This window comes from Isoptericola cucumis, from assembly GCF_014635665.1.
GTDB classification, from domain to species: domain Bacteria; phylum Actinomycetota; class Actinomycetes; order Actinomycetales; family Cellulomonadaceae; genus Isoptericola; species Isoptericola cucumis.
Genome location: NZ_BMDG01000003.1, coordinates 199,372 through 220,826, shown reverse-complemented (window position 1 = coordinate 220,826; position 21,455 = coordinate 199,372). Strand labels below are relative to the sequence as shown.

At 75.6% G+C, this 21,455-nt stretch carries 21 protein-coding genes, 1 tRNA gene and 1 riboswitch; of the genes, 5 read left to right on the top strand and 17 right to left on the bottom strand.

Annotated features, from left to right (window positions below):
* Positions 1–6 precede the first annotated feature (6 nt).
* From IEW03_RS05260 to IEW03_RS05245, 4 genes are all read right to left on the bottom strand, one after another.
* Positions 7–1,245 (bottom strand): MFS transporter, encoded by a 1,239-nt coding sequence (locus IEW03_RS05260; protein ID WP_188522605.1) that lies wholly within the window; start codon positions 1,243–1,245, stop codon positions 7–9.
* Between the two features lie 62 nt (positions 1,246–1,307).
* Positions 1,308–2,006: an energy-coupling factor transporter transmembrane component T gene (locus IEW03_RS05255; RefSeq protein ID WP_188522604.1), complete on the bottom strand. Its 699-nt coding sequence runs from the start codon at positions 2,004–2,006 to the stop codon at positions 1,308–1,310.
* Positions 2,003–3,463 (bottom strand): ABC transporter ATP-binding protein, encoded by a 1,461-nt coding sequence (locus tag IEW03_RS05250; RefSeq protein ID WP_188522603.1) that lies wholly within the window; start codon positions 3,461–3,463, stop codon positions 2,003–2,005. The genes IEW03_RS05255 and IEW03_RS05250 overlap by 4 nt, the downstream gene beginning before the upstream one ends.
* A 5-nt stretch (positions 3,464–3,468) precedes the next feature.
* On the bottom strand, positions 3,469–4,107 hold the full coding sequence (locus IEW03_RS05245) for an ECF transporter S component (RefSeq protein ID WP_188522602.1): 639 nt from the start codon (positions 4,105–4,107) through the stop codon (positions 3,469–3,471).
* Positions 4,101–4,213, bottom strand: a riboswitch (TPP riboswitch). It overlaps the preceding gene by 7 nt.
* Positions 4,214–4,344: 131 nt before the next feature.
* On the opposite strand from IEW03_RS05245, the gene IEW03_RS05240 reads away from it, so the two are divergent.
* Positions 4,345–4,920, top strand: a complete 576-nt coding sequence (locus tag IEW03_RS05240; protein WP_188522601.1) for a GNAT family N-acetyltransferase — start codon at positions 4,345–4,347, stop codon at positions 4,918–4,920.
* A 49-nt stretch (positions 4,921–4,969) separates the two neighbouring features.
* On the opposite strand, the gene IEW03_RS05235 is transcribed toward IEW03_RS05240, so the two are convergent.
* From IEW03_RS05235 to rplU, 11 genes are all read right to left on the bottom strand, one after another.
* Positions 4,970–5,042 (bottom strand) — tRNA-Ala (locus IEW03_RS05235).
* Positions 5,043–5,133: 91 nt separating this feature from the next.
* On the bottom strand, positions 5,134–5,823 hold the full coding sequence (locus tag IEW03_RS05230) for a histidine phosphatase family protein (protein WP_188522600.1): 690 nt from the start codon (positions 5,821–5,823) through the stop codon (positions 5,134–5,136).
* Positions 5,820–6,266: a ribosome silencing factor gene (gene rsfS / locus IEW03_RS05225; RefSeq protein ID WP_188522599.1), complete on the bottom strand. Its 447-nt coding sequence runs from the start codon at positions 6,264–6,266 to the stop codon at positions 5,820–5,822. Before rsfS ends, IEW03_RS05230 begins: the two co-directional genes overlap by 4 nt.
* Positions 6,263–7,468, bottom strand: coding sequence for a hypothetical protein (locus tag IEW03_RS05220; protein ID WP_188522598.1), 1,206 nt, complete (start codon positions 7,466–7,468; stop codon positions 6,263–6,265). Before IEW03_RS05220 ends, rsfS begins: the two co-directional genes overlap by 4 nt.
* Complete coding sequence (gene nadD, locus IEW03_RS05215) at positions 7,461–8,078, bottom strand: nicotinate-nucleotide adenylyltransferase (protein ID WP_188522597.1); 618 nt, start codon at positions 8,076–8,078, stop codon at positions 7,461–7,463. Before nadD ends, IEW03_RS05220 begins: the two co-directional genes overlap by 8 nt.
* Positions 8,079–8,097: 19 nt before the next feature.
* Entirely contained in the window at positions 8,098–8,250 is a 153-nt protein-coding gene (locus IEW03_RS05210; RefSeq protein WP_188522596.1) for a hypothetical protein, read from the bottom strand.
* A gap of 63 nt (positions 8,251–8,313) precedes the next feature.
* On the bottom strand, positions 8,314–9,624 hold the full coding sequence (locus IEW03_RS05205; RefSeq protein WP_188522595.1) for a glutamate-5-semialdehyde dehydrogenase: 1,311 nt from the start codon (positions 9,622–9,624) through the stop codon (positions 8,314–8,316).
* 75 nt (positions 9,625–9,699) lie between these two features.
* Positions 9,700–10,833, bottom strand: a complete 1,134-nt coding sequence (proB, locus tag IEW03_RS05200) for a glutamate 5-kinase (RefSeq protein ID WP_188522594.1) — start codon at positions 10,831–10,833, stop codon at positions 9,700–9,702.
* Between the two features lie 15 nt (positions 10,834–10,848).
* Complete coding sequence (obgE, locus tag IEW03_RS05195; protein ID WP_188522593.1) at positions 10,849–12,366, bottom strand: GTPase ObgE; 1,518 nt, start codon at positions 12,364–12,366, stop codon at positions 10,849–10,851.
* 109 nt (positions 12,367–12,475) lie between these two features.
* The gene (gene rpmA / locus IEW03_RS05190; protein ID WP_188522592.1) at positions 12,476–12,733 is read right to left on the bottom strand and encodes a 50S ribosomal protein L27; all 258 of its coding nucleotides are present in this window, start codon (positions 12,731–12,733) and stop codon (positions 12,476–12,478) included.
* A 72-nt stretch (positions 12,734–12,805) separates the two neighbouring features.
* Positions 12,806–13,114 carry a 50S ribosomal protein L21 gene (rplU, locus tag IEW03_RS05185; RefSeq protein WP_188522784.1) on the bottom strand — a complete coding sequence of 103 codons (309 nt, stop codon included), beginning with the start codon at positions 13,112–13,114 and terminating at the stop codon, positions 12,806–12,808.
* Between the two features lie 250 nt (positions 13,115–13,364).
* Here rplU and IEW03_RS05180 point away from each other — a divergent pair, with 250 nt between their 5' ends.
* From IEW03_RS05180 to IEW03_RS05170, 3 genes are all read left to right on the top strand, one after another.
* On the top strand, positions 13,365–13,988 hold the full coding sequence (locus IEW03_RS05180; protein WP_188522591.1) for a protein-L-isoaspartate O-methyltransferase family protein: 624 nt from the start codon (positions 13,365–13,367) through the stop codon (positions 13,986–13,988).
* 67 nt (positions 13,989–14,055) lie between these two features.
* Positions 14,056–14,880, top strand: a complete 825-nt coding sequence (locus IEW03_RS05175) for an inositol monophosphatase family protein (protein ID WP_188522590.1) — start codon at positions 14,056–14,058, stop codon at positions 14,878–14,880.
* 178 nt (positions 14,881–15,058) lie between these two features.
* The gene (locus tag IEW03_RS05170) at positions 15,059–16,156 is read left to right on the top strand and encodes a fatty acid desaturase family protein (protein WP_188522589.1); all 1,098 of its coding nucleotides are present in this window, start codon (positions 15,059–15,061) and stop codon (positions 16,154–16,156) included.
* A 28-nt stretch (positions 16,157–16,184) separates the two neighbouring features.
* On the opposite strand, the gene IEW03_RS05165 is transcribed toward IEW03_RS05170, so the two are convergent.
* Positions 16,185–16,778, bottom strand: coding sequence for a thymidine kinase (locus IEW03_RS05165; RefSeq protein WP_229737500.1), 594 nt, complete (start codon positions 16,776–16,778; stop codon positions 16,185–16,187).
* A 67-nt stretch (positions 16,779–16,845) separates the two neighbouring features.
* Here IEW03_RS05165 and IEW03_RS05160 point away from each other — a divergent pair, with 67 nt between their 5' ends.
* A complete protein-coding gene (locus IEW03_RS05160; protein ID WP_188522588.1) occupies positions 16,846–17,526 on the top strand; it encodes an alpha/beta fold hydrolase in 681 nt (226 codons plus the stop codon).
* 27 nt (positions 17,527–17,553) lie between these two features.
* Here IEW03_RS05160 and IEW03_RS05155 read toward each other — a convergent pair whose 3' ends face one another.
* Positions 17,554–21,162: an Rne/Rng family ribonuclease gene (locus IEW03_RS05155; RefSeq protein ID WP_229737498.1), complete on the bottom strand. Its 3,609-nt coding sequence runs from the start codon at positions 21,160–21,162 to the stop codon at positions 17,554–17,556.
* Positions 21,163–21,455 lie beyond the last annotated feature (293 nt).

The following is a 21,455-nucleotide window of genomic DNA, read 5'->3' as shown; positions in this document are numbered from 1 at the left end:
CCTTCGTCAGCCGGAACCGCGCCCGCGCCGCACGAGGTTCGCGAGGGGTGAGTAGCGCGGCACCCAGCGCGCCAGGGCGCCGGCGGAGCCCGCCCCGAGGGCGGCGGCGGCCCACACCCCGGCCGCGAGCGAGCCGAGCGCGGCCCCGGCCGACAGCACCAGCGGTCCCAGGGCGTCGCCGGTGTCCTGGAAGAGCCGCCAGACGCTGAGGAACGTCTGCCGCGTCTCGGCCGGCGCCACGTCGGCCCCGAGCGTCATGACGATGCCCGAGCCCATGCCGTTGCCGACGCCGAGGAGCGCCGCCACCGCGGTGACGCCCGCGACGGTGCCGGCTGCCGGCAGCAGGGCGAGGGCGGCCGCCATCGTGAGCATGGACGGCACCGCGACCCACAGCCGCCCGTAGCGGTCCATGACCTTGCCGGCCGGGTAGAACAGCAGCATGTCGAGCGCCCCCGAGACGCCGAAGATCAGGGACGTGACCTCGGCGTCGAGGCCCAGGTGCTCGCCCCACAGCGGGATCACGGTCTGCCGCGCACCCCGGACGGCGCTGACGAGCAGGATCGCCACCCCGAGGGTCGCGAAGAGCCGGCGGTGGTTCCGCGCCACCTGGCGGATCGAGGCGCGCGGCACGGCGCCGCGCGGCGGCGCGGGGCCGGTCTCGCGCGCGTCGTCGCGGGGCTCCGGGCGGACGACTGCGAGCACGAGCACGGCCACCAGGGCGGAGCCCGTCCCGAGCCAGAACGCCCCGCGCAGCGACGTGGCGGCGATGACCGCGGCACCGGCGAACGGGCCGACGAACAGCCCGATCCGGTGCACGCCCGCGAGCGTCGACAGGACGCGAGCCCGCCGCAGCGGCGGGGTGATCTCCGTGAGGTAGGCCTGCCGCGCCAGGTTGAAGACCGCGTTCGCGGCGCCCAGCGTGAGCACGCCGGCCGCGAGGCCCCAGAGGGTCGTCGTGAGCGCGACGGTCGCGAACGCGGCGACGGCGACCGACCCGGCGAGCAGCATGGCCGCCCGGTCGCCGAACCGCTGGGCGAGGGCCCCCGCGGGCAGGTCGAAGGCGATCTTGCCGATCGGCAGCAGCGCGGCGACGAGGCCCGCGACCGTGAGGCTCGCACCGCGACCGGTGGCGGAGACCGCCACGACCGGCAGCATCGCGCCGATGCCGATCTCCAGGACGAGCGTCGGGAGGAACGCCCCCAGGACGACGCTGCGGAGCGGGAACAGGGGCGCGGACGACGGCACGCCTCCTTCCTACCGCACCGCGACGGAGCGCCGTCGCCGGGTCCCGGCCCGCGGTCGGGCCGTCAGACCAGGACCGCGAGGGCGTACGGCAGCACCGTCCCGACGACGCCCAGCGCGAGCACCCCGCCGTCGAGCCGGGTCCAGGGGGCGGGCTCGGCCCAGGTCCTGGCGTGCGCGCCGGCGAAACCCCGGGCGTCCATGGCGACGGCCATCGAGGTGGCGTCGCGCAGCGTCGCCACCAGCACCGCGAACGTCACCGACGCGGCGTGCCGGCCGCGCTCGAGAGGGCCCGGCCCGGGACCGAAGCCGCGCGACCGGCGGGCACGGTCGGCCTGCTCCCAGACCTGCCCGAGGCTCTCGAACCGGTGCAGCGCGGCGGCCACGCCCACGACGAACCGCGCCGGCAGCCGGAGCCGCTGGCCGAGCTGGTCGGCGAGCGCGCTCGGGTCGACGAGCGGCGCCACCGCGACCCCGGGCAGGGCGAGGACGGCGACGCGCAGGCCAGCCACGAGCGCGACGGCGAGGTCGTGGCCGCCCAGCAACCACGCGGACCACGCCACCGACAGGCCGCCCACCACGACCGTGAGGTAGCGCGCCGCCGGGCCGGCGCCCCTCGGCAGGAGCAGCGTCCCGGCCGCGAGGTAGGCGCCGAGCGTCACGACCCCCGTCGTGACGTCCCGCACGGCGAGCGAGCCGACCAGGCCACCGAGCCCGAGGGCGACGAGCACGAGCGGGTTGGCCCGCCCGAGCACGCCGGTCACGCGGTCACCGTCCCCGCCACGGCGGCCGGCCGGGCACCGAGGTCGAGCCGGTGGTCGGCGAGGTCGACCAGGTGCGGGTCGTGGGTGCTGACGACGGCGGTCGCCCCGTGCCGGGCGGCCGCCCCGAACCACCCCGCGACCGCCGCCCACGTGTGCCGGTCCTGGCCCACCGTCGGCTCGTCGAGGAGCACCAGGCCGGGACGGTGCGCCAGCGCGGCCGCGAGCGCCAGGCGCCGCTTCTCCCCGCCGGACAGCCGGTAGGGGTTGGCGTCCGCGAGGTGGTCCAGGCGCAGCAGTCCGAGCAGCTCGTCGACGTCGACGGCGACCCCCAGGCGTCGCCCGGTGGCCGCGACCTCGTCGGCGACACGGTGGGTGAGCAGGCCGTGCTCGGGGTGCTGCGGCACCCATCCGACGGCCCGGGCGAGCGGGCGCGAGCGCACCCGCCCGGGCAGCCCCGAGACGTGCCCGCGCGCGGGGCGCAGGTGCCCGGCGAGCGTCGCGACCAGCGTCGACTTCCCCGAGCCGGACGGGCCGGTGACGGCGGTCGTGCGGCTCGCCGGCAGGCGGGCGACGACGCCGTCGAGGGCGCGGGTGGTGACGCGTCCCCGCAGCCCTCGGACGGTCACGTCGACGCCCAGCCCGTCGAGGTCGATCGCCGGGCCGGGGCCGTCCGGCGCCACGAGCCGCGCCGGGACGTCGAGCGGCTCGGGCACCGGGGCGCCGGGCAGCCAGACGCCCGCGCGCACCAGCTCGGCGGCCGGGCCCGTGCGCCGGTCTCCGCGCAGCACGGCGGGATCGACGTCGTGCGTGACCGTCCCGTCGGCCCCCAGGACGACCACCCGGTGCAGGTGGTCCAGCCACGGGCCGAGGTGGTGGTCGACGACCACGAGGGACGTGCTCGTGGTCGTGACGGCGTCGACGACCGCTCGCCGGACGACGGCGGCCGCGTCCGGGTCGAGCATCGACGTCGGCTCGTCGAGCAGCAGCAGCCCCGGCTCGCAGGCCAGCGCCCCGGCCAGGGCGAGGCGCTGCAGCTCGCCGCCCGACAGCGCCCCGGTGGGCCGGTCGAGCGGGTAGGCCAGCCCGACCCGCGACACCGCGTCGCGGGTGCGGCGCCAGATCTCGTCGCGCGGCAGCGCGGCGTTCTCCGGGCCGAACGCGACGTCCCGCCCGATCCGGCCGGCGACGACGGCCGCCCCCGGGTCCTGCATCACCAGGCCGACGACCCCGTCGACGTGGACCGTCCCGGTCAGCTCCCCCGGCAGCGGGTCGCCGAGCACGCCGGCCAGGGCGTGCAGGATCGTCGACTTGCCGGCGCCGCTCGGCCCGACGATGCCGACCCGCTCTCCCGGCGCGACCGCGAGGTCCAGGCCGTCGAGGACGGGCCGGCGTCGGCCCACGGGACGCCAGCACAGCCCGCTCAGGCGCGCCCGGGGCGCGCCGCTCGTGCCCGTCACGCCGGTCAGGCGCGTGCGGCGGGCGCGGGCTGCTCGCGGTCGGCGAGCTCGCGGCCCGGCCCGAACGCGTCGAGCACGCCGGTGCGCGCGAGGGCGCGCACGAGCGCCGCTCCCCCGAGGCCGGCGAGCACCGCGCCGGAGAGCGCGAAGCAGCCCAGGTAGGCCAGCCGGAAGCCCCAGGCCCAGTCGGGGTAGTAGGCGAACCACTCGTACACGGCGCCGGCCGCCCCGGCCGCCGTCCCCGCCAGGACGGCGACGACGGTGCCGAAGCGCCGGTAGAGCAGCAGGGCGAGCACCAGCTCGGCGCCGAGGCCCTGCACGACGCCGGACACCACCGCGGAGAAGCCCCAGCCGGTGCCGAGCAACGCCTCCACGGAGGCCGCGACGACCTCGGTGAGGACCGCCGCGCCGGGCTTGCGCACGACGAGGCCACCGAGGACCCCGCCGAGCAGCCACCCGCCGCCCAGGAGCCCCGTCGCGGGCGGGAAGGCGACCGCCAGCCCGGCGCTGACCAGGTGGTAGAGCTGGGTCCAGCCCCAGAAGACGACGCCGACGGCGACGCCGAGCATCGCGACCGTGACCAGGTCGACGGTGCGGTACCGCAGGCCCCCGAGGGCCCGCCGGGGTGCGTTGAGCACGGACATTCCAGGTAACTCCCTTCGCCGGTGCTAACCGGAGCAGGTTCCAAGGGTCTGCGGCTGGTGCCCGCACTCTCAGCGCCCCTTCGACGGCGCTCCCCTGTCATGGGTGTCTTCAGATGTCGCAGCCGCACGGGCTGCCGGTCCGAGCGTAGGGGACCCGGCGCGGTCCGCACGAGCGGTCCGGCACGTGGGCACCGTAAAGGTCTTGCAGGGCGGCGGACATCTCCCGAGACTGCCGGGATGCTGATCCGACGCGAGCACCCGTCCGACGCCCCGGCGATCCGGGCCGTCACCACGGCCGCCTTCCGAGAGGTCCCGCACTCCGCGGCGCCGGTCGATCCCGACGGTGCGCCCGGTGAGGCCACGCTGGTCGGGTGGCTGCGGGACGACCCCGGGTGGGTGCCCGAGCTGTCGCTCGTCGCCGAGTCCGCCCCCGGCCCCGCCGGCTCCGACACCTCCGACACCGCCGGCCCCACGGTCGTCGGGCACGTGGTGGCCTCCCGCGGGCTCCTCGCCGGGCGGCCGGCGCTCGGTCTCGGGCCGCTCAGCGTCCACCCCTCGCACCAGCGCCTCGGTACCGGATCAGCCCTGATGCACGCGCTGCTCGGGGCGGCCGACGCCATGGGCGAGCCGGTGGTGGTCCTGCTGGGCGACCCGGCGTACTACTCGCGGTTCGGGTTCGTGCCCGCCGGCACGCTCGGGATCGATGCGCCCGACCCGGCGTGGGGCGACTACTTCCAGGCGCGTGCGCTGAGCGCGTGGGACGACGGGCTCACGGGCCGGTTCGCCTACGCGGCGCCGTTCGACCGGCTCTGACGCACGAAGGCCCCCGTCTGAGGACGGGGGCCTTCGTGGTCTTGCTCGGTGGAGCTGAGGGGACTCGAACCCCTGACCCCCTGCATGCCATGCAGGTGCGCTACCAGCTGCGCCACAGCCCCGAGAACCTGACCCTCGCGGCGGCACGAGCCGTACGATTCGTCTGATCCGGTGTGTTCCTGCGGGTGAGACCCCCGCGGGAACGTCGATATCTTAGACAGACTTCGCGCCAGGTTCCAAATTCCAGTCGGGCCCTGCCTGCCACTGGTCCAGCGGGTAGCCGGCGCCCACGTTGTGGGCCACGAGCCGCCAGGCCGGCACGGCACCCTCGCCCGCGCGGTGCAGGTGCGACCAGTGCACGTTGTGCATCCCGACGAGCCCGCGCCACGTGGCCGCGTCGAGCCCGAGCAGCGCGGTCACGGCCAGCGAGATGGCGGCGCCGTGCGAGACGACCACGAGGGTCGCGTCGTCGGGAAGGTCGTCGGCGTGCTCCTGGACGGCGGCGGCCGTCCGGGCCGCGACGGCCGTCTTCGTCTCCGCACCGGCGCCCACCGGGTCGGCGCCGCGCCGCCACGCGACGTACTCCTCCGGCCAGCCGGCGGAGATCTCCTCGCCCGTCAGCCCTTCCCACTCGCCGAAGGCCCGCTCGCGCAGCCGTGCGTCGGTGGTCACGGGCACGCCGCCCAGGGCGTCCGCGTACGCGGCGGCCGTGTCGAGCGCCCGGCCGAGGTCGGAGGACACGACCCGGGTGGCCCGATGGGACGAGGCCAGCGCCGCGCCACCCTCGGTCGCCTGCCAGCGCCCGACCTCGTCGAGCGGGATGTCGATCTGGCCCTGCAGCCGCAGCGACGCGTTGTAGGCGGTCCGGGCGTGCCGCAGCAGGACGACGGTGCCTGCTGTCACAGGTCGTCGCCGGCGAGCCGGATCGTGCCGTCCGGCGTCCCGCCGCCGTACTCGGCCGCGGCCGCCTCGCCGGAGCCACCGCGGGCGTCCTCGGGCAGGTCGACGGCGGGGCAGTCCTTCCAGAGCCGCTCGAGCGCGTAGTAGACGCGGTCCTCCGCGTGCTGCACGTGCACCACCACGTCGCCGAAGTCGAGCAGCACCCAGCGCGCCTGCGCCTTGCCCTCGCGGCGGATCGCCTTGACCCCCTCGCGGAACATCGCCTCCTCGACGGCGTCCACGATCGCGGAGACCTGGCGCTCGTTGGTACCGGACGCGATGAGGAAGACGTCCGTGAGGACGAGCTGCTCGCTCACGTCGAGGGCGATGATCTCCTGGGCCTTGCGGTCCGAGGCGGCGCGGGCGGCCGCGACCGCCAGCCCCACGGCACGGTCGGTGGCGGTCATGCAGCTCCTTCGGGAAGTGCGACACCCGAGGACCGGACGTCGAGAGAGACCGGCGCGGCCGGTGCCGCGTCCGTGGTGAACGACTGGTCGGGCCCCTCGAGCAGCAGCTTCCACAGCAGCAGGCCGAGGACGAACGCGACCACGACGAGCACGATGTAGTGCAGCCAGGTGTACGACGCCTCGGGCTCGTCCCAGTCCTCGTCGTCCTCGTCGTCCTCCTGCGGGGCGGCGGCACGAGCCCGCACGGGCTGCTCCGCCCCCACGAGGGCGTCGAACGGCGACGCGGCGGCGCGGGACTGCTCCCCCGACCCGGCAGGCGGCACCGCCGCCGGGGCGACGGAGGTCGGCCGGTCGCCGACGGGGCTCGCCCAGGGCAGCGCCGGGGCGGACGACGACGTGGCCGCGGGCGCAGCGCTCGCCGTCGACGAGGACGCCGCGGCCGTGCCCGCGCCGAGGCCGGCCAGGCCCGCTCCCGCACTCAGGCCGGTCGGGGCCGAGCCGGTGCTGCCGAACGGCGAGGACGAGGAGCGGGGCGACTCGAACGGGGAGCGGCGCGGCGGGGCGCCGGCGTCGGGCGCCTGCGTGGCGGCCGCCGCCGACGGGGCCGGCGCCGGTGCGGCGGAGCCCGCCCGCGCGGAGGGCTGCGACGGGCGTGCGGACGGCGGCACCGAGGCCGGGGCGGGGCGCGAGGCCTGCGGCGCCGGCGCACCGGCACCCTGGGTGCGCCAGCCCGGGGCGGCGTGACCGGAGTCGGAGGGGGCGCTCGCGGCGGCCGGCCGCGCGCTGCGGACGCCGGTCTGCTCCGACGTGCGCTGGATGGGCGTGAGGCGCCCGGTCTCGTCGAGACCACGCATACCGCCCGACGAGGACGGCGGCCGCACCACCGGAGCGGAGGTCGGGTAGCCCGGGGCCGCCGGCTGTGCCTGGTCGCGCATCGACCGGCGCGACGGCGGCGCCGCCTGCGGAGCGGGTGCCGGCGCCGGGGCCGGGCGCGCGTCCGGTCGGTAGCCGCCGGAGTACCCGCTCGGGGCCCCGTACGAGCCCTGCGCCCGCGACGGCGCGGGCGCCGGTGCCGGTGCCGGGGCGTGGTGCGGGGCGGGAGCGGCGCTCTGGCCGTCTCCCCCGAGCCGGGCGGCGGCCGCCTGCTCACGCTCACGGATCTCACGACGCGTCAGCGGGCGGGACGGGTTGTTGTCACTCATCGAGACCTCGATACAGACCGTGCTTGGCGATGTACTGGACCACGCCGTCCGGCACCAGGTACCACACCGGCTGACCTGCCTGCGCCCGTCGGCGACAGTCGCTGGACGAGATGGCGAGCGCGGGGACCTCGAGCGTGGTCACCCCGTCCGTCGGCAGTCCGTCAACCGTGAGCTGGTGCCCCGGCCGCGTGACAGCCACGAAGTGTGCCATCTTCCACAGCTCCGCGGCATCCTTCCAGGTGAGGATCTGCTCGATGGCGTCCGCGCCGCTGATGAAGTACAGGTCGGCGTCCGGGCGCGCGCCGTGCAGGTCGCGCAGCGTGTCGACGGTGTAGGTGAGACCCGGCCGGTCGATGTCCACCCGGCTCACGGTGAAGCGCGGGTTGGAGGCCGTCGCGATCACCGTCATGAGGTAGCGGTGCTCGGCCGCCGACACGTGCTGGTCCTGCTTGAACGTCGGCTTGCCCGTCGGGACGAAGACGACCTCGTCGAGGCCGAGAAGCGCCGCCGCCTCGGAGGCGGCGACGAGGTGACCGTGGTGGATCGGGTCGAACGTGCCGCCCATCACCCCCAGGCGTGGGCGTCGCTGACCGTCAGGCGCGTGGCTCACTCTGGCCGTACGGTGGCCGTCAGTGGCGGTTGTTGACGTTGCGGAAGGCGTACGTCACCAGGAGCGCGGCGACGAGCCCACCGAAGGCGAGGGCGCCGAGGACGACCGGCGGGATCCCCCCGGCGCTGTGCTCGGCGGCCTCCTGGGCGACCTGGACGGCGGTGTGCAGCACGGTTCCTCCTGTGCGTCATGCGTGAAGCGGTGTGGTCGGTGGTCAGTCTCTCACGCGCGTACGTCAGGGCCGCACGTGCCCGTCGCCCGTCACGACCCACTTGGTGGTGGTGAGCTCCGCGAGCCCCATCGGCCCTCGCGCGTGCAGCTTCTGGGTGGAGATGCCGATCTCCGCGCCGAGCCCCAGCTGCCCGCCGTCGGTGAACCGGGTCGAGGCGTTGACCATCACGGCGGCCGAGTCCACCTCCGCCACGAACCGCTCGGAGGCCGTGAGGTCACGGGTGAGGATCGCCTCGGTGTGGCCCGACGACCAGGTGCGGATGTGGTCGATCGCCTCGTCGAGCGAGTCCACCACGCGGACGGCGAGCTCGAGGGCGAGGTACTCCGTCGCCCAGTCGGCGTCCGTCGCCGGCACGACCCGGGCGCCGGAGGGCGCGAGCGCCGCCGCCCGCTCGTCGGCGTGCAGCAGCACGCCGGCCTCGGCGAGCGCCGCGAGGGCGTCCGGCAGGAACGCCGGCGCGGCGTCGGCGTGCACCAGCAGCGTCTCGGCCGCGTTGCAGACCCCGACGCGCTGGGTCTTGGCGTTCAGGACGATCCGGGTGGCGTCCGCGACGTCCGCGGTGGCGTCGACGTACACGTGCACGTTGCCCACGCCCGTCTCGATGACCGGCACCGTCGAGGACTCCACGACGGTGCGGATCAGGTCGGCCCCGCCGCGCGGGACGAGCACGTCGACCAGCCCACGCGCCCGCATGAGCGCGACACCGCCCTCGCGACCGTACGCGTCGATGGTCTGCACGAGGTCGGCCGGCAGCCCCTGGCCCTCGAGCGCGCCCCGCAGGGTGTCCACGACGACGGCGTTCGACGACGCCGCGGCGCTCCCGCCACGCAGGATCACGGCGTTGCCCGACTTCAGCGCGAGGCCCGCGGCGTCGACCGTGACGTTCGGCCGGGCCTCGTAGATCATCCCGACCACGCCCATCGGCACGCGCAGCTGGCGCAGCCGCAGGCCGTTGGGCAGCGTCTGCCCGCGCACCACCTCCCCCACCGGGTCCGGCAGCCCGGCGAGCTCGCGCAGCGCGTCCGCGATCCCCCCGACCCGTCCCGGGGTGAGCGCGAGCCGGTCCAGCAGGCCGTCGCTCAGCCCGCGCTCGCGGCCGCGGGCGACGTCCTCGGCGTTGGCCTCGACGATCGCGGCGGACGACGCGACGAGCGCGTCGGCGATCGCGTGCAGGGCGGCGTCCTTGGTGGACCGCGTCGCCGTCGCCAGCGCGCGCGACGCGACCTGGGCACGGCGGGCGACGTCGTGCACGGCGGCCGTGACGTCCAGGCCGCCCGCGCCGGAGGTCTGGTCCTCGGTGAGGGTCGTCGTCATCCCCCGAGGGTACGACGCTGCGGCGCGCGGCGGCAGGCCCCTCTCACCTGGAGGGACGGTGCGCGGCGGCGGGCCTCAGCGGTGCTCGAGCACGAGGTCGTCGCGGTGCACGACCTCCCGGTCGTACCCCTCCCCCCGCTCGGCGCGCAGGTCGTAGGTCGACCGGCCGAGCAGCCCCGGCAGCTCCCTGGAGTCGAACGCGACAAGCCCCCGCGCCACGACCGCGCCGCCCGGGGCGACCAGCTCGACCGTGTCGCCCGCGTCGAACGCGCCCTCGACCCGGGTCACGCCTGCGGGCAGCAGCGACGCCCGCCCCCCGAGCACCGCCCGCGCCGCGCCGTCGTCCAGGTGCAGCCGGCCGCGGGAGCGGGCGGCGTGCGCGATCCAGAGCCGGCGCGCCGACGTCCGCCGCCCGGTGGCCGCGAAGAAGGTGCCCACGTCGTCGCCGGCGAGGGCGGCGCGGGCCTGCGGCGCGGCCGTGAGCACGGCGGGCACGCCCGCCCCCGTCGCGATGCGCACCGACTCGAGCTTGGTGACCATCCCCCCGGTGCCCACCGAGCTGCCACGGGCCGTCACCTCGACGCCGGCGACCTCGTCCAGGCGGGACACGTGCGGGATCCGGCGGGCGCCGGGGCGGGACGGGGGCGCGTCGTGCAGGCCGTCCACGTCGGTGAGGAGCACGAGCGCGTCCGCCCGCACCAGGTGCGAGACGAGGGCCGCGAGCCGGTCGTTGTCCCCGAACTTGAGCTCGTCGGTGGTGACGGCGTCGTTCTCGTTGACGACCGGCACGACGCCGAGCGCGAGCAGGCGCTCGAGGGAGCGCTGCGCGTTGCGGTAGCGCCACCGGCGCACCGTGTCCTCCGCCGTCAGCAGCACCTGGCCCACCCGCAGGCCGTGGACGGCGAAGGCCTCGGTGTAGCGGGCCACGAGCTGGCTCTGGCCGATCATGGCCGCGGCCTGCATGGTCGCGAGGTCGCGCGGGCGGTGCGTCAGGCCGAGCGGCCCGATGCCCGCCGAGATCGCCCCCGACGTGACCAGGACGACCTGGCCGCCCGCGGCGACCCGCTCGGCGAGCACGTCGACCAGCGCGCGCAGCGCGTCGAGGTCGAGGTGACCGTCCGGCCCCGTCAGCGAGGACGAGCCGATCTTGACGACGACGCGGCGCGCGCCCGGGAGACTGGCGCGGGAGGTGGCGGCGTTCACCCCCACATCATCCCGCGCCGGTCAGTCTTCGTCGGGGTCGGTCCAGTGCCCGGACTCGCGCTCGGTCCACAGCTCGCGGCGCGCCTCGGACTTGGCGTCCATGCGCTCGGTGAACTCGCGCCGCTTGGCGGCGCGCGTGGGCCGCGAGCTCTCGTCGAACCGGAGGTCCGTGCCGCGCGCGCCGAGGAGCTCGGGCCCCGTGATCAGGGTGGGCTCCCAGTCGAAGACGACGGCGTTGCGCGGGTCGCCGATCCGCACCTCGTCGCCCGCGACGGCGCCGGCCTTGAAGAGCCGGTCCTCCACGCCGAGCTTGGCGAGCCGGTCCGCGAGGAAGCCGACGGCCTCGTCGTTGTTGAAGTCGGTCTGGCGCACCCAGCGTTCCGGCTTGGAGCCGCGCACCTCGTAGTAGGTGCCCTCGTGGTCCCGCTTCGCGGTGACGGTGAAGCCCGCCTCGTCGACGGCTCGCGGCCGCAGCACGATGCGCTCCGGCTCGGGTGCGGGCGCGGCCGCCCGCGCGCGCTCGACGAGCTCGGCGAGCGCGAACGTCAGCGGGCGCAGGCCCTCGTGGCTGGCCGTCGAGATCTCGAAGACCTGCAGGCCGCGCGCCTCCAGGTCGGGCTTCACGAGGTCCGCGAGCTCGCGCGCCTCCGGCACGTCGATCTTGTTGAGCACCACCAGCCGGGGCCGCTCGGCGAGCGGCACGCGCCCGCCCGAGATGCCCGGGTCCTGTGAGTAGGCGGCGAGCTCGGCCTCGATGACGTCGAGGTCGCTGACGGGGTCGCGGCCCGGCTCGAGGGTCGCGCAGTCCAGCACGTGCACGATGACGGCGGTGCGCTCGATGTGGCGCAGGAACTCCAGCCCGAGCCCGCGGCCCTCGCTGGCGCCCGGGATGAGGCCCGGCACGTCGGCCACGGTGAAGCGCGAGTCGCCCGCCTGCACGACGCCCAGGTTGGGCACGAGCGTCGTGAACGGGTAGTCGGCGATCTTGGGTCGCGCGGCCGAGACGGCGGCGACCAGCGACGACTTGCCGGCGCTCGGGTAGCCGACGAGCGCGACGTCCGCGATCGTCTTGACCTCGAGCACGACGTCGGCCTGCTCGCCGGGCTCGCCCAGCAGCGCGAAGCCCGGGGCCTTGCGCTTCGGGGACGACAGGGCACGGTTGCCCAGGCCGCCGCGCCCGCCGTGTGCCACGACGTACTCGGCGCCGGCCCCGACGAGGTCCGCGAGCACGGTGCCGTCGGTGTCCTTGACCACGGTCCCGTCCGGGACGCGCAGCACGAGGTCGGGCCCGTTGGCGCCGTCGCGGTCGTCGCCCATGCCCTGCGTGCCGTTGGTGGCGTGCCGGTGGGGCGAGTGGTGGTACTCCAGCAGCGTGGTCGTCTGCGGGTCGACGACGAGCCGGACGGTGCCCCCGTCGCCGCCGTTGCCCCCGTCGGGGCCGGCGAGCGGCTTGAACTTCTCGCGGCGGATCGATGCGACACCGTGCCCGCCGTCACCACCTGAGGCGTGCAGCACCACGCGATCGACGAAGCTGGCCATGGTCAGATCCTCTCAGGACTGCGCGGGGGTGGTCCCTGACGGGACGGAACACGCGAGAGGGGCGCACCGCACCGGTGCGCCCCTCTCGTGCGGGAGGTTACGACGAGGCTCAGACCTCGGCCGCGACGATGTCGATGACCTTGCGGCCACGGCGGGTGCCGAAGGCGACCGAGCCGGCGGTCAGCGCGAACAGCGTGTCGTCGCCGCCACGGCCGACGTTGTCGCCGGGGTGGAAGTGCGTGCCACGCTGGCGGACGATGATCTCGCCGGCCTTGACGACCTGGCCGCCGTAGCGCTTCACGCCGAGGCGCTGCGAGTTCGAGTCACGACCGTTGCGCGAGGAGCTCGCGCCCTTCTTGTGTGCCATCTGTCAGTCCTGCTTTCTACGAAGAACGAAGTGGATCCGAGGCGGTCGACGTCACCGTCGGCCGCGGGGAAGTCACTTGATACCGGTGACCTTGAGGCGGGTCAGCTGCTGACGGTGACCCTGGCGCTTGCGGTAGCCGGTCTTGTTCTTGTACTTGAGGATCGTGATCTTGGGGCCCTTGGCGTCCCGCACGACCTCAGCGGTGACCTTGACCTTCGCGAGCTTCTCGGCGTCGGAGGTCACCTTCTCCCCGTCCACCAGCAGCAGCGCGGGCAGCTCCACCGTGTCGCCGGCCTGGGCCTGGACCCGGTCCATGACGACGATGTCCCCGACGGACACCTTTTCCTGACGGCCACCGGCCTTGACGATCGCGTACACCACGTTGCTGCTCATCTCTTCTGGTCTGGGCGTGCCGCACGACGTTCGTCACCGACTTGGTCTGCAACTCGCTCCGCCGCGGCGGTCGAGTGCGGTGCGTCCTGGGCACGCGGGACTGGCGCACCGAGAGCGCGCCGACGCCCTACTTTACGCGACGCTGCCAGGCGGGACAAACCCGTCGCCCGACGAGACCCGTGACGTCGCCCACTCGCCCCCTCGGGTGAGGAGACGCCGCGCGCGTGACGATGGTCCCATGGAGTCCCGACCCGACCAGGACGGAGCCCCGGCCGGCGAGCCCGGCGGCGGCCGCGCCGACGACGTCGTGCGAGCGATGCGCGACGTCGACCGGCGCGGGTTCCTGCCCCGCAACCGGCTGCGCTGGGCGCACGAGGACCGCCCGCTCGAGATCGGGCACGCACAGACGTGCTCCCAGCCCTCGACGGTCGCGGCCATGCTGCGCCTGCTGCAGGTGCCGGCCGGGGCGAGCGTGCTCGACGTCGGCGCCGGCTCGGGGTGGACGACGGCGATCCTGGCCCGCCTGGTCGGGCCGGAGGGCGAGGTGCTCGGCGTCGAGCGGCTCCCCGACCTCGCCGCCTGGGGGGCGGCGAACGTGCGCCGCGCCCGGATGCCGTGGGCGCGGGTGGTCCGCTCGCTGCCCGACGAGCTCGGCGTCCCCCGGCCCGGCGGCTGGGACCGGGTGCTGGTGTCGGCCGCGGCCGACACGATGCCCGAGGCCCTCGTGGACCTGGTCGCGCCCGGCGGCCGCATGGTGGTCCCGGTGCGGCACGTGATGACCCTGGTCGAACGGGACACCGACGGCCACGTGCTGGTCAGCGAGCACGGGACCTACTCGTTCGTGCCGCTCGTCGAGGACTGACGGGAGCCGGCCGGGCCGGAGGGCTGGCTGCCGGTCGTGGCCGGTCGGCGTCTGGCAGGATCGCGCCATGACCAGCGACGACGCCCCCGGCACCCGGTCCGACGCCGAGCTGGCGGTCAGGGCGGCCATGGCCGGCGCGGCCGAGGTGGCGGATGCTTTCGGCGGTCCGCTGTCGCGGCAGGCCAAGTCCGGCCTCGACTTCGCCACCGATGCCGACCTGGCGAGCGAGCGCGCCGTCCGCGGCGTGATCTCCGCGGCGCGGCCCCGCGACAGGATCCTCGGCGAGGAGCTCGGCGGCACCGGCCCCCTCGACGCAGGGCGCCGCTGGTACGTGGACCCGTTGTGCGGCACGCTCAACTTCGCCGCCGGGACACCGCCGTTCTGCGTCAACGTCGCTCTCGGGGTCACAACCCCGGGCGAGGGGGCGGACTCGTCCGAACGGTTCACCGCGGCAGCGGTCGCCGACCCGCAGACCGGCGAGGTGTCGTGGACCGACGGCACCGGCGCGTGGCTGCGCCGTCCGGCCGGCGGACCGGACCTGCCGCTGCAGCCCTCGGCGGTCAGCAGGCTCGTCACCGTGAACGTCGACGGCTCGGGCGCGCTCGTGGGGCCCCGGCTCGTCGCGTCGCCCGCCTTCCGCGCGGCGTTCGGCGTGCGCGTCTCCTCCTCGACGCTTGCGCTCGCGTGGGTCGCCGCCGGGAAGCAGGCGGCATACGTCACGGACGGGTCGTTCGACGGCAGCGTGCACTTCGCCGCCGCCCTCGCGGTGTGCGAGGCCGCGGGCTGCGTGCTCGTCGATCTCGACGGCGGCCCGGTCCGTGGTGGCCGCGGGCTGGTCGCCGCCGCCGACACCGCGACGGCGCACCGGATCCTGGCGCTGATCGACGCCTGAGCGGTCGTCCGCCGCGCCCGGCCGCACCGAGCCGCACCGGGGCCGCACCGGGCCAGGTCGGGGGCTGTCCCCCTTGTCGGACCCAACCTACGCACCCGTAGGGTCGAAGCATCCGCACGACCGAGCACCTGCTCACCTCCCCGGCTGGGAAGCCGACCACGACCCTTGCGAGGCCCGCATGACCTCAGCCACCGTCGTCGACAACCCCTCACCGGCCGACCGGATCGCCACCGCACCCCACACCAGCTCGTACAGCGCGCTGTCCCGCGCGGTGCGCGAGGCCGGCCTCCTGCGGCGGGCGTACGGGTACTACCTGGCCGTGGGTGTCGCGCTGACCCTGGCGCTCGGCGGGACGGTGGCGGCGTTCGTGCTCCTCGGCGACTCGTGGTTCCAGCTGCTCGTCGCGGGCGCCCTCGGGGTGATCTTCACCCAGTTGGCGTTCCTCGCCCACGAGGCGGCGCACCGGCAGGTCTTCGCGTCGGGCCCCGTCAACGACCGGGTGGGGCGCATCCTCGCCAACGCCGTCGTCGGCATCAGCTACTCCTGGTGGATGAACAAGCACACGCGCCACCACGCGAACCCCAACCACGTCGGCAAGGACCCCGACGTCGCGCCGGGGGTCATCTCCTTCACGGAGGAGGCGGCGCACGACCACACCGGTTTCCTGGGCGCGATCACCCGCCGCCAGGGCTGGCTGTTCTTTCCCCTGCTCACCCTCGAAGGGCTCAACCTGCACGTGACGGCGGTGCGGTCGCTGCTGCAGGGCACCCGCGACGACCGTCGCGCCCGCATGCGCGAGCTCGTGACGATCGGGCTGCGGCTCGGCATCTACCTCGCCGTCGTGTTCGCCTGGCTGCCGCTGGGCATGGCGTTCGCGTTCCTCGGCGTCCAGCTCGCCGTGTTCGGCGTCTACATGGGCGCGTCGTTCGCACCGAACCACAAGGGCATGGCGATGATCCCCGAGGGGAGCCGCATCGACTTCCTGTCCAAGCAGGTGCTGACGTCCCGCAACATCCGCGGCGGCTGGTCGATGAACGTGCTCATGGGCGGGCTCAACCACCAGATCGAGCACCACCTGTTCCCGAGCATGCCGCGGCCGCACCTGGCCCGCGCCCGGGTGCTCGTGCGCGAGCACTGCGCCGCCCACGACCTGCCGTACACGGAGACGAGCCTGGTCCGGTCGTACGCCATCGTGATCGCGTACCTCAACCGCGTCGGCCTCGCCGCCCGCGACCCGTTCGACTGCCCCATGCGGCGCGAGATGCGCGGCTACTGAGGCGATCTCACCGGCACGCCGTCGGGCGTCACCGAGAGCGGTGCCGCCGGCAGCGCGCCTCGTACGACTCCGCGCCGCCCACGTGCGAGGCGACCGGCACCAGCGCGTCACCCTCGTCGGGCACCGCCCCCGGGACCCGCACGTGATAGGCGGCGTCGCGCCCGCACACCGTGCACACGGCGGTGAGCTTGGTGACGGACTCCGCCACGGCCATCAGCTCCGGCAGCGGCGAGAACGGCCGGCCGTCGAACGTCACCGACAGGCCCGCCACCACGACGACCAGCCCCGCGTCCGCGAGCCGCACGAGCACCGGGACGAGCTCCGCGCCGAAGAACTGCGCCTCGTCCACCGCGAGCAGCTCGGTGCCTGCGCCGACCAGGCCGGGGATCTCCCCGGCCTCGCCCGCCGTCGCGGAGGCCACCTCCAGCCCGGAGTGCGACGCCACGCGCCCGACGCCGCTGCGCGTGTCGAGCTCGTGCGCTACGACGACCACCTCGCGCCGCGCGATCTGCGCCCGGTGCACGCGGCGCACGAGCTCCTCCGTCTTGCCGGCGAACATCGGTCCGGCGACGACCTCGATCCGGCCGGTGCGCCGCGGCTCGTCCATGGTCGGCTCGTCCATGCTCGTCAGTGAAGCACGGCCGTCGGCACGCGGGGCGGCCGGCGCACCCACCCGCTAGCGTGGCGGCGTGACCGACGCCGCCAGGACCGTCCTCTTCCTGCACGGGCTCGGAGCGGGCCCCGAGTCCTGGGACGCCCAGGTGCGTTCCCTCGGCGGCGGGCTCACCGGTCTCGCCCCTCGGATCGCGGGGATCGACGGCGCGGCGCGGGCGCCCTTCACCTTCGACGCCGCGGCCGACGCGCTGGTCGCCGAGCTCGACGCGCGCGGCCTCGACCGCGTGCACGTCTGCGGCCTGTCGCTCGGCGCGATGACGGCCACCCAGCTCGCGCTCGACCACCCCGGGCGCGTCGCGTCGCTCGTGCTGTCGGGCAGCCAGGTGCGGCCGAACCGGATGCTCATGGGGGTCCAGCGCGTCGTCGTCCGGTCGCTGCCGCGGCGCGTCGCCGCCGGCATGGGGATGACCAAGCCGGACTGGCTCGCCGTGCTGCGCAGCGTCGCCGACGTGGACGTCGTCGACCGGCTCGGCGAGATCGCCGTGCCGACGCTCGTGCTGTGCGGGAGCCGGGACGCGGCGAACCTCCCCGCCGCTCGCCTCCTCGCGGCCCAGGTCGCCGGCGCCGAGCTGCAGGTGGTGCCCGGCGCCGGGCACCCGTGGAACGTCCAGCAGCCCGAGCTGTTCTCCACCACGATCGGGGAGTTCTACCGGCGGATCGGCGCCGGGGACGACGACGGCCGCGCCCGACCCTGAGGTCGGACGCGGCCGTGGCGGGTCACGTCACTCCGTGGCGGTCAGTCCCTCGTCCGGAGCCTCGCCAGCACCCTGCTCAGGAACCTCTTCGGTTCCGGCTGCTTTCGGCGCGGCCCCGGTGGCCTCGGGCTCCTGCTCGACCGGCTCCGGGTGCTGATCGACCGGCTCGGGCTCGGGCTTCGCACGCTCGGGCAGGTCGATGACCAGCTCCGGCTTGGTCGGCTGGGTCGGCGCGGACGCTGCCCCGTCGTCGGACGGGGCGGCGTCCTCGTCCTTGTGGTCGTGGGCGTGCGCCGCCGCGGCCGCGATCGTCGCGAGGGTGGCCTTGACCGCCTCGCGCGCCTCGGACTTGTCGTCCGGGAGCTTCGGGACGTCCGCGTGCGACTCGGCCGCGGGCGCGTCGGCCTGCTTGGTGCCCGACCGCTTGCGTCGCGAGCGCTTCGCACCGCCGTCGCCGGCCTCCTCCGCCGCCGGCTGCGGGCCGGAGCCGCCCTTCTCGAGCGGGTGGTCGTGGACGATGAAGCCGCGGCCCTTGCAGTGCTCGCAGGTCGTGGAGAACGCCTCGACCAGGCCCTGCCCGACGCGCTTGCGCGTCATCTGCACGAGGCCCAGCGAGGTCACCTCGGCCACCTGGTGCTTGGTCCGGTCCCGGCCCAGGCACTCGACCAGGCGCCGCAGCACCAGGTCGCGGTTCGACTCGAGCACCATGTCGATGAAGTCGATGACGATGATGCCGCCGATGTCCCGCAGCCGCAGCTGCCGCACGATCTCCTCGGCGGCCTCGAGGTTGTTGCGGGTGACGGTCTCCTCGAGGGTGCCGCCGGCACCGGTGAACTTGCCGGTGTTGACGTCGATGACGGTCATCGCCTCGGTGCGGTCGATGACCAGCGAGCCGCCCGACGGCAGCCAGACCTTGCGGTCCATGCCCTTGGCGAGCTGCTCGTCGACCCGGTGCACCGTGAAGACGTCCGTCGTCTCGGTCCACTTCGACACCCGCTCGCGCAGGTCGGGGGCGAGCTCGGAGACGTACGTCGAGATCTCGTCCCACGCGCTGGTGCCCTGCACCACGAGCGACGAGAAGTCGTCGTTGAAGATGTCGCGCACCACCCGGATCGCCATGTCCGGCTCGCCCTGCAGCAGGGCCGGGGCGGACGTCGACGACTTCTCGGCCTTCGCGGTGATCGCGGACCACTGGGCCTGCAGGCGCTCGACGTCGGCGCGGAGCTCGTCCTCGCTGGCGCCCTCGGCGGCGGTGCGCACGATGACGCCCGCCCCGTCCGGCACGACCTCGCGCAGGATCTTCTTCAGACGGCTGCGCTCGGTGTCGGGCAGCTTGCGGCTGATGCCGGTCATGCCGCCGCCCGGCACGAAGACCAGGAACCGGCCCGCCAGCGTGACCTGCGAGGTCAGACGGGCGCCCTTGTGGCCGATGGGGTCCTTCGTGACCTGCACGAGGACGGAGTCGCCCGACTTCAGCGCCTCCTCGATGCGGCGGGGCTGCCCCTCGATCCCGGCGGCGTCCCAGTTGACCTCGCCGGCGTAGAGCACGGCGTTGCGGCCCTTGCCGACGTCGACGAACGCGGCCTCCATGCTGGGCAGCACGTTCTGCACCCGGCCGAGGTAGACGTTGCCCACCATCGACGCCTGTGACTGCTGGGAGACGTAGTGCTCCGTGAGCACCCCGTCCTCGAGCACGGCGATCTGCGTGCGGCCGTCCTGCTCGCGCACGACCATCGACCGGCTCACCGACTCGCGGCGCGCGAGGAACTCGGCCTCGGTGATGATCTGGCGACGACGGCCGGCGTCACGACCCTCGCGACGACGCTGGCGCTTGGCCTCCAGGCGCGTCGAACCCTTGAGCGCCGTGACCTCGTCGCTGCCACGGCCACGGGTCGTCGCCTCGGCACGCTCGGCGCGCTCGGCACGGGTGCCCCGGCGACGACGGCGGCGACGACGGCCCGAGGACGAGTCCCCGCCCTCCGTGCCGTCGGTCGAGGCGTCCTCGTCGTCCTCGGCCGCTGCGTCGGCGTCGCGCCCGGAGCCGTCCCGGTCCGCGCGGCCCTGGTCCGCGCGGCCGTCGGTGCCGTCCTGCTCGGTGTCGTCGTCGTGCTCGCCGTCGGTCTCGTCGTCGGCGGGCGAGCCGTCGTCGTCGCGCCGCCCACCGCGGCGGCCGCGGCCACCCCGACGACGCCGACGCCGCGGGCGGATGTCGTCCTCGTCCCCGTCGTCGTCCACGAGGTCCTCGGGGCCGAGGTCCACCAGCTCCAGGCCCTCGGCGACCAGCTCGGACTCGATCGCGCCGATCTCCTGCACGGCGGCCGCGTCGTCCTCGCTGAGCTCCGTCGGCGCGGCGGGCGCCTCCGGCTCGACGGCCGGTGCGGGCTGCTCGGCCGCGGGCGCGGGCTTCTCGGCCGGGGGCGCCTCGACGCCGGCGTCGGCGGCCTCCGGAGCCGGCGAGCCGGACCGGCGGGTCGCACGCTTGCGCGCCGGGCGGCCGGACGACTTCTGCTCCGCGGGCTGCTCGGTGGCGGGTTCCGCCTGCTGCGGCTGCTCCGTCGGCTGCGCGGCCTCGGCCTCGGGCTCGGACGGCGCGGCGGGCGCCGGAGCGCCCCACGTGGGCTCGTCGTGCGGGCGCGGCGGGCCCGCCGGCGCCTGCGCCCGGCGGGAGCGCCGCGACGTGGACAGGTCGGGCGCCTGGAAGAGCAGCGCGGTGGTGGCGAGCCGGGGGGTCGAGGTCCCGCCCGCGCGCGCCGCGGTCGAGGCCGTGGCCTCGGACGCCGCGGAGCCCTTCGCCGGCGCCGCGGCGGTGGCGTCCTGGGCAGGGGCGTCCTGAGCGGCGGTCCCGGCCGGCGCGGCCGCCTCCTTCTTCGCGGACGCGGTCTTCTTGCCCGTCTTCGCGGCGGTGGTCTTCGAGGTCGACCGGCGCGCCTTCGGCGGGGCGTCCGTGGTCGCGGCGGCCTCGGTCGGCGCCTCGGTGGAGGACGACTGGGTGGTCGACGGCTCGGTGGTGGACTCCGTGGCCTCGGCGGCGGGCGCCTTGGTCTTGGCCGCCCGCGTCCTGGGCGCGCGCTTGGCCTTGGGGGTCTCCTCGGCCGCCTCGGCCTTCGGGGCGGGGGCGTCCTCCGACGTGGTGTCCCCCGAGGCGGCGGCCTCGGACGTCGCTGCCTTGGCGCGGCCGCTCCTCGACCGGGTGCTCTTGGGCTCGGTGCTGGTGGTCGCGGTGCTCTTCGGCTCCGTGCGCCGGAGCTCCGCCTCGCCCTCGGCCGGAGCGGTGGGCTCGGCGGCCGGCTCGGGCGACGGCGTCGACGCGGCGCGGGTGGCACGGCGGCGGGCGCGGGCCGGCTTCTGCGGCTCGCCGCCGGCGTCGCCGGGCCCCTCGGGGAGCACGATGTCCGCGAGGGAGCGGGTCCCCGCCCCGGCGGCGGGGGCGGCCGGCTCGGCGGGAGCCGTGGCCCGCTCGGGGAGGACGATGTCGGTCAGCCCGGCCGGGGCCGACGACGGCGCCGACGGGGGCGCCACGGGTGCCGCTGCCGGGCGGGTGGCCCGGCGGCGTGCGGGCTTGCGGGGAGCCGTCCCGGCGGCATCGTTCGCCTGCTCGGCGGTGTTCTCGGCCCCGGTAGGAATGTCGGACGTCACGTAGTGCGCTCCTGCCCCGGCGGCCCGCCCACAACTACGGGCTGCCGGCTGTTCGTCGTCGGACGGCGGCGCTGCTCAGCGCACCGGCCGGACGGAAGTCTCGGTCGCGGCTGCGGCATCGGCGATCTTCGCGGACGCCTGCGGTCGCGGGCTGATGGGCCCGGCCGCGGCATCGCGTGCGGATCGCGAGTGCTGCGAGCTCGTGGCCGCCCGGGGATGTGGTCCCGGCGGCCGCGTCCAGTATCGCACCCCGGGGACGTCACCGTGGCCCGAGCGTCCGGCGACACGCCGCC

Excerpts from the sequence above, each read along its gene's own strand:
- IEW03_RS05205 (WP_188522595.1), bottom strand. The coding sequence starts at position 9,624 with ATGACGACGACCCTCACCGAGGACCAGACCTCCGGCGCGGGCGGCCTG.
- IEW03_RS05240 (WP_188522601.1), top strand. The coding sequence starts at position 4,345 with ATGCTGATCCGACGCGAGCACCCGTCCGACGCCCCGGCGATCCGGGCC.
- IEW03_RS05175 (WP_188522590.1), top strand. The coding sequence starts at position 14,056 with ATGACCAGCGACGACGCCCCCGGCACCCGGTCCGACGCCGAGCTGGCG.
- IEW03_RS05165 (WP_229737500.1), bottom strand. The coding sequence starts at position 16,778 with ATGGACGAGCCGACCATGGACGAGCCGCGGCGCACCGGCCGGATCGAG.
- obgE (WP_188522593.1), bottom strand. The coding sequence starts at position 12,366 with ATGGCCAGCTTCGTCGATCGCGTGGTGCTGCACGCCTCAGGTGGTGAC.
- rpmA (WP_188522592.1), bottom strand. The coding sequence starts at position 12,733 with ATGGCACACAAGAAGGGCGCGAGCTCCTCGCGCAACGGTCGTGACTCG.
- rsfS (WP_188522599.1), bottom strand. The coding sequence starts at position 6,266 with ATGACCGCCACCGACCGTGCCGTGGGGCTGGCGGTCGCGGCCGCCCGC.
- IEW03_RS05180 (WP_188522591.1), top strand. The coding sequence starts at position 13,365 with ATGGAGTCCCGACCCGACCAGGACGGAGCCCCGGCCGGCGAGCCCGGC.
- IEW03_RS05170 (WP_188522589.1), top strand. The coding sequence starts at position 15,059 with ATGACCTCAGCCACCGTCGTCGACAACCCCTCACCGGCCGACCGGATC.
- IEW03_RS05220 (WP_188522598.1), bottom strand. The coding sequence starts at position 7,468 with ATGAGTGACAACAACCCGTCCCGCCCGCTGACGCGTCGTGAGATCCGT.
- IEW03_RS05245 (WP_188522602.1), bottom strand. The coding sequence starts at position 4,107 with ATGTCCGTGCTCAACGCACCCCGGCGGGCCCTCGGGGGCCTGCGGTAC.